At 43.7% G+C, this 6,218-nt stretch carries 5 protein-coding genes; all 5 read left to right on the top strand.

Features of this window, described 5'->3' with window-relative positions; all coding sequences use genetic code 11:
- Positions 1-1,410 (top strand): FAD-dependent oxidoreductase (locus ACLL8Z_RS13480; RefSeq protein ID WP_411275309.1); only part of this gene is annotated, 1,410 nt, incomplete at its 5' end.
- A 92-nt stretch (positions 1,411-1,502) separates the two neighbouring features.
- On the top strand, positions 1,503-2,495 hold the full coding sequence (locus ACLL8Z_RS13475) for a DUF1259 domain-containing protein (protein ID WP_411275308.1): 993 nt from the start codon (positions 1,503-1,505) through the stop codon (positions 2,493-2,495).
- Between the two features lie 198 nt (positions 2,496-2,693).
- Positions 2,694-3,542, top strand: a complete 849-nt coding sequence (locus ACLL8Z_RS13470) for a phytanoyl-CoA dioxygenase family protein (RefSeq protein WP_411275307.1) — start codon at positions 2,694-2,696, stop codon at positions 3,540-3,542.
- Positions 3,543-3,553: 11 nt separating this feature from the next.
- Positions 3,554-4,738: a Gfo/Idh/MocA family protein gene (locus tag ACLL8Z_RS13465; RefSeq protein WP_411275306.1), complete on the top strand. Its 1,185-nt coding sequence runs from the start codon at positions 3,554-3,556 to the stop codon at positions 4,736-4,738.
- A gap of 388 nt (positions 4,739-5,126) precedes the next feature.
- On the top strand, positions 5,127-6,218 hold a 1,092-nt coding region (locus ACLL8Z_RS13460), incomplete at its 3' end, for a GAF domain-containing protein (RefSeq protein ID WP_411275305.1).

Raw genomic sequence — 6,218 nt, 5'->3', positions numbered from 1 at the left:
ATCGGTGGACTGGCCCGGGAATTTTATCATCGTATTTACTTGCATTACCAAAAAGAAGAATCCTGGCAATGGCAGAAGAAACAGGAGTACGGTAACAAAGGCCAGGGTACCCCTGCTATCGACGGGGCTGAGCGCACCATGTGGATATTCGAACCACATGCAGCCGAGGCCGTTTTTGAGGAGCTGGTAAAGGAACATGGGATCAAAGTTTTCCGGAATGAGTGGCTAAACCGGGAGAGCGGAGTGACAAAAGAAAACAACTGGATCACCTCCATAAAGACTCTGAGTGGCAAGACTTTTCGTGGCAAGATGTTCATCGACGCAACCTATGAGGGCGATTTGATGGCGGCGGCCCAGGTCAGCTATCATGTGGGCCGGGAGGCCAACAGCGTGTATGGCGAGCAGTGGAACGGTATTCAGGTTGGAGTGCTGCACCACGGACACCACTTCAAGACGGACATCAGCCCTTACAAAAACATAGGCGATCCCACTGGTGGGCTTCTGCCACTCGTATCAGCGGAGAATCCCGGTGTAAAGGGCGATAGCGATAAAAAGCTGCAGGCCTACTGCTTCCGTATGTGCCTGACTAACAATCCTGATAACCGGGTGACTTTCCCCCGGCCCGAGGGCTACGATCCCAGCCAGTACGAACTGCTGGTGCGGGTATTCGATGCCGGTTGGGATGAGCTGTTCAACAAATATGACCCTATCCCTAACCGCAAGACCGATACCAACAACCACGGTCCCGTCAGCACCGACTACATCGGCATGAACTACGATTACCCCGAGGCTTCCTACGAACGTCGGAAAGAGATCATCAAGGCGCATGAAACTTACCAAAAGGGGTTGATGTACTTCATGGCCAACGATCCACGTATTCCCGCAAAGGTACAGCAGGAATTGCGCCAGTGGGGCTTGGCGAAGGATGAATTCACAGATAATGGAAACTGGCCCCATCAGATCTACGTTCGGGAAGCCCGGCGAATGGTAAGCGATTATGTGATGACAGAGCATGAGACCTTGAGCAAACGGCCGATACCCAAACCAGTGGGTATGGGATCCTACACCCTCGATTCGCACAACATCCAGCGTTATATTAAGCCCGACGGATTTGTCCAGAATGAAGGCGACATCGGGGTAAGCGTTCAAAAGCCCTACCAAATCAGCTATGGAGCCATTATTCCCAAAAAAGAAGAGTGTCAAAACCTGCTCGTACCCGTATGTCCATCAAGTTCCCACATCGCTTTTGGCTCAATCCGGATGGAGCCGGTGTTTATGATACTGGGTCAGAGTGCGGCCACAGCGGCTGTACAAGCTATTAATGGGGGAATATCCGTTCAGGATGTAGATTATGAGCAGTTAAAAGTGCAATTGCTGAAGGATAATCAGAAACTTACCGCCCCGAGATAGAATCTTTATAACGGACGGATAGCGGCATTTTCTTGCTGAATGTTCAAATGAGAGTTTAAATCTTATCATTGTATAATTAATACTTGCAATTTATGGAAACAAAAAATCTCACCCGCAGGCAAGCTTTACAAGGTGTTGCCCTTTTGGGTACAACATTGTTGCTGCCTACCCCTGAACTTCAGGCCAATCTTTTATCATCGGGCAAAACACCCCCCTTAACAGCTGGAGAAATGGCGGCAATTGACAGCGCATTAGGCAAGAAAGGTAGCTATAAGGAATCCGAAGCTGTTTATACAACACCTTTACCGAGAAACGATCTGAAAATGAAGATGAAGGGTGAACCAATTCCTATTCCTTTTGGTTTTGGTGGCTGGGTATCATTTAAGAAAACGGAGAATGGCAAATCAGCTATGGTGATGAGCGATACGGTATTGCTGCAGGAAGAAGTTAATCCGATGATCTCAGCTGCGCAGGCCAATGGGCTTGAAATCGCAGCAATACACAACCATTTCTTCTACGAAGAACCACGAATTTTTTTCATGCACATTCATGGAATGGGAACCGTTGCTGAACTAGCTCAGAAATATTCGGCGACCATACGCGATAGCAAACTTTTTCCAGCTAACCAGGCCGCTCCATCATCATCGTCAAACAACACCGGGAAAGAAAATTTCGACATTCCTGCGCTGGACGCGATAGTGAAATACAGTGGCGTCGTAAATGGGCCGACATATAAATACACTATAGGCAGATCTGATTTAAAAGTGATGGCGATGGGCGTTGAAATGACCACAAACATAGGGCTGAACAGTTGGGCATCCTTCGCCGGGAAACAGGATGATGCCCATATCGCTGGTGACATTGCTATGCTGCAAAGTGAAGTAAACAGCGTGATCAAAACCTTACGCCAACATAATCTGGAAATAGTTGCGGTTCATAACCATATGCTCGGCGATGATCCGCACATGATCTTTCTACATTACTATGGGAGGGGGAATGCTGCGACGCTCGCACAAGGCTTTAGGTCAGCACTTAATATTCTGGGTAAGAAACCCGAAAAGGAAATGGGCGGCATGAAAATGTAGTCACGACGCTGTTGCCCTTCCATCGAAATTCCGATACCAAAATCGTGAACGCTCCACTGGACGCCGTCTTTCACAACCTAATACCCGAGGCAGCTAAATCGGATAGGATTTATACATTAAAATATATCTCCTAAATTGTGAAATGATTTATAAATAGAATAGAAAGTATTAATTTGTACTAATGTAAATATTTGTGTCATGAAATTAAGTGCTGAACAAGTCAAAAGTTATCATAATGATGGTTTTATTATTATTAAAGATTTTTGTAGTAAAGCCGAAGTTGATAAATTATATAGCGTAGCCTTGCAAGACGATGCAATGTCTAAAAATGCGCTGGACCTGAATGACCAGAGTGGTAAAAAAACAAGGCTTTCGCTTTGGTTTAAGCCCGGTAATGATGTCTTCGGATATCTTTCCCGGAGTGAAAAGATGGCAAATTCCGTGGCACAGCTGCTGGCCGGGGATACCCCGGTATGCCATTATCATTCCAAACTGATGCAAAAGGAGCCAAAAGTAGGTGGCGCATGGGAATGGCATCAGGATTATGGGTATTGGTATAAGAACCAATTTATGTTCCCTGATCAATTAATTAGTGTAATGGTAGCTTTAACCCCTGCTAGTAAGGAAAATGGCTGCCTGCAGGTCATTAGAGGTTCGCATAAATTAGGCCGGGTAAACCATGGTTTTGCAGGTGAACAGATAGGCGCAGATTCAGTAATGGTGGAGAATGCATTAAAAACAATGGAGCAGGTATATTGTGAGATAGAGGCTGGGGACGCGATCTTCTTTCATAGCAATTTACTGCATCGTTCTGAAGCCAACCTGGCGGATTATCCAAGATGGTCTATTATTTCCTGCTATTCACTACAATCTAATCTGGCGTATAATGAAACGTCTACCTCATGGAAAACTCCTCTGGAAATCGTTCCGGATAATGCAGTATTGGAGTGGGTCGCTGATACATTTTCGAACACAGAATTCCTGAAGAAGGAGAATGAACCCGCCTTGAAAGAGACTGGATGGGAAAAGGGAATTAAGGTAAACTAATGTATTAGTTAATGAAACTAACAATACTCGGAACTGGTTTTATAGCGAGGTTTTATGCCGAATCTTTACATGCACAGCGCAGGAAAGATGCCATCCATGTGGTGTATTCCAGAAACGAGGATCGTGCCAGAAAATTTGCTGGAGATTATAAACTGGCACATTATTTCACTGATATGGATGACGCAGTGAACCATCCCGCGACGGATACTGTTATTATTGCATTGCCAAATAATCTTCATGAAGCGGCAGTTATGGCCTGTGTTAAAGCGAAAAAAAATGTGCTTTGCACAAAGCCCCTTGGCAGAACATCAGCTGAAGCGAAGAGGATGCTGGACGCCGTTGAAGCCGCTGGAATATTTGCAGGTTACCTGGAAGACCTTTGTTATACGCCCAAGTTTTTGAAATCCTGCGCTTCGATTAGGGCAGGAGCCCTGGGTCGGATATTTTGGACAAAATCCAGGGAAGCCCACCCGGGACCGCATAGCGACTGGTTTTGGGATAAAGAGCAGTCGGGCGGAGGTGCGATAATTGACCTGGGATGCCACTGTGTAGAGATTGGACGAAATTTTATAGGCAAGGATATCAGACCAGTGGAAGTTATGTGCTGGGCGGATACCCAGGTACATCCTATTGAAGCAGAAGATCACGCCATCGGACTGGTAAAATATGCAAACGGAGCTATTAGCCAATTTGAGGTAAGTTGGGCGTTCCGTGGCGGTATGGATTTGAGAGATGAGGTGATGGGAACGGAAGGGACTATCTGGCTAAACGGTTTCCTGCGTACAGGTTTTGAGATGTTTAGCACGGGGAAAGGCGGATATGTAGCAGAAAAATCTGAAACAGACAGGGGCTGGCTATTTCCGGTGGGCGACGAAGCCCACGAGTTGGGTTACTCTCATATGTTTACAGATATGTTTGACTCCATAGAAACGCGGCGTGAACCTCTTGAAACGTTCTATGATGCTTATATCGTTAACTGCATATTGGACGCAGCCTACTCTTCTGCTAAAACCAAATTATGGGAGCCAGTAAAGATTGATGACTGGCGTGGAAAAGACATTGTTGAAAACACCTCCCATTTGGTGAGTTATGACGATGAATTTTATCTTATCAAAGAGGAAACATTATCTGACGGGGAAGTGAAACTAATTCTTAAGAACAAAAAAACAAATGAGATTATTCAGCGCCGACTTTAAGCTTGTGTAATGATTCATCTGTTATTCTGCTTAAACACTTCTATCGTTGTTATAAACTCATCTTTTTGGTTATATTTCTAGAATACTTTGGTAAATACTGTAGCCTCTGTCCATCTCCCTGCGAATAAAACAAAACGAATATTAAGCTATAAATTTTCTAAGCCTTTCTCTAATTAAGAGATTAGATGCATCCACGAAAAGAGGTGAAAGCAAGGAGCAAAAGGGCTATTTGTTTTGGGTGGTTATATAATGTATGTTTACTATTAATTGCCAGAATATTGTCTGTGTATCATACAGTTATAACTCATGAATCGTAAAGGACCTTTATTATTGATTTATTGAATCCTGGTCTTTTAAACTTGCTTTCTCTCTCTAAACCAAAGATTTTATGACCAACGACAAACTCCCTTCTGAATCTCTGGAAAGCAGGATAAAACAACTTTCTGTTCAACTCGACCAACGGACGGAAGAGCTGGCAGTAATAAACAGTGTTCAGGAAGCATTAGCCATAAAAATGGAAATGCAGGAGATATATGATCTTGTTGGAGATCGCATACGTGACATGTTCGATGCTCAGGCTCTTATAATCGCCACTTTCGAAGAAGACGTTGCGGTGGAAAATTTCAAGTATGCCATAGAGAATGGGGAGCGTTTTTATTTGGAATCCAGGCCTCTGGATAAATTAAGGCAACACCTTATAACAACTCGTCAAAAAATTGTTTTAAATACACGGGAAGAAGCACTTGAATGGTTTGGAAAAAGTGCATTGCCTGGAACAAAAATCTTGATTTCCGGTGTATTTGTTCCTCTGATTATGGCAGATAAAATTACCGGCTATATCAGTCTGCAGAATGTGGATAAGGAGAATGCCTTCAGTGAAAACAATATCTCTCTTTTAGAAACTCTGGCTAATAGTATGGGCGTAGCTTTAGAAAATGCACGGTTATTTGATGAAACCGCCCGCCTGTTAAAAGAAACAGAACAGGGAAAAGCGGAATTGGCTGTAATCAACAGTGTTCAGGAAGGTCTGGTGAGGGAGATGGATATTCAGGGTATTTACAATTTAGTAGGTAACCGTATTCGGGATCTCTTTAATGCTCAGGTGGTTATCATCGCTACATTCGATTTGGCGAATAATCTGGAATATTTCAATTATCATATTGAAAAAGGAGAAATTTCTTACCCAAAGCCCAGAAACTTTGATAAGGTAAGGGAACATCTTATTCAAACCGGCCAAAATATTCTGATCAATGAAAATGTAGGAAAAGCAATTGCAGAGTTCGGTTTAAGGGTATTACCGGGTACAGAAGTGTCAAAATCTCTTTTATTCATGCCTATGAAAGTGGGCGACCGTGTAACCGGGTATGTAAGTCTTCAAAACATTGATCAGGAAAATGCTTTTTCATTTTCTGATGTTCGTTTATTGAGTACACTTTCAAATAGTATGAGCGTTGCGCTTCAAAATGCAAAGCTATTTGAT

Source organism: Daejeonella sp., assembly GCF_046590655.1.
Classification (GTDB): domain Bacteria; phylum Bacteroidota; class Bacteroidia; order Sphingobacteriales; family Sphingobacteriaceae; genus Daejeonella.
The sequence above is the reverse complement of the archived record's forward strand: the minus strand, read 5'-3'. Positions and strand labels throughout refer to the sequence as shown.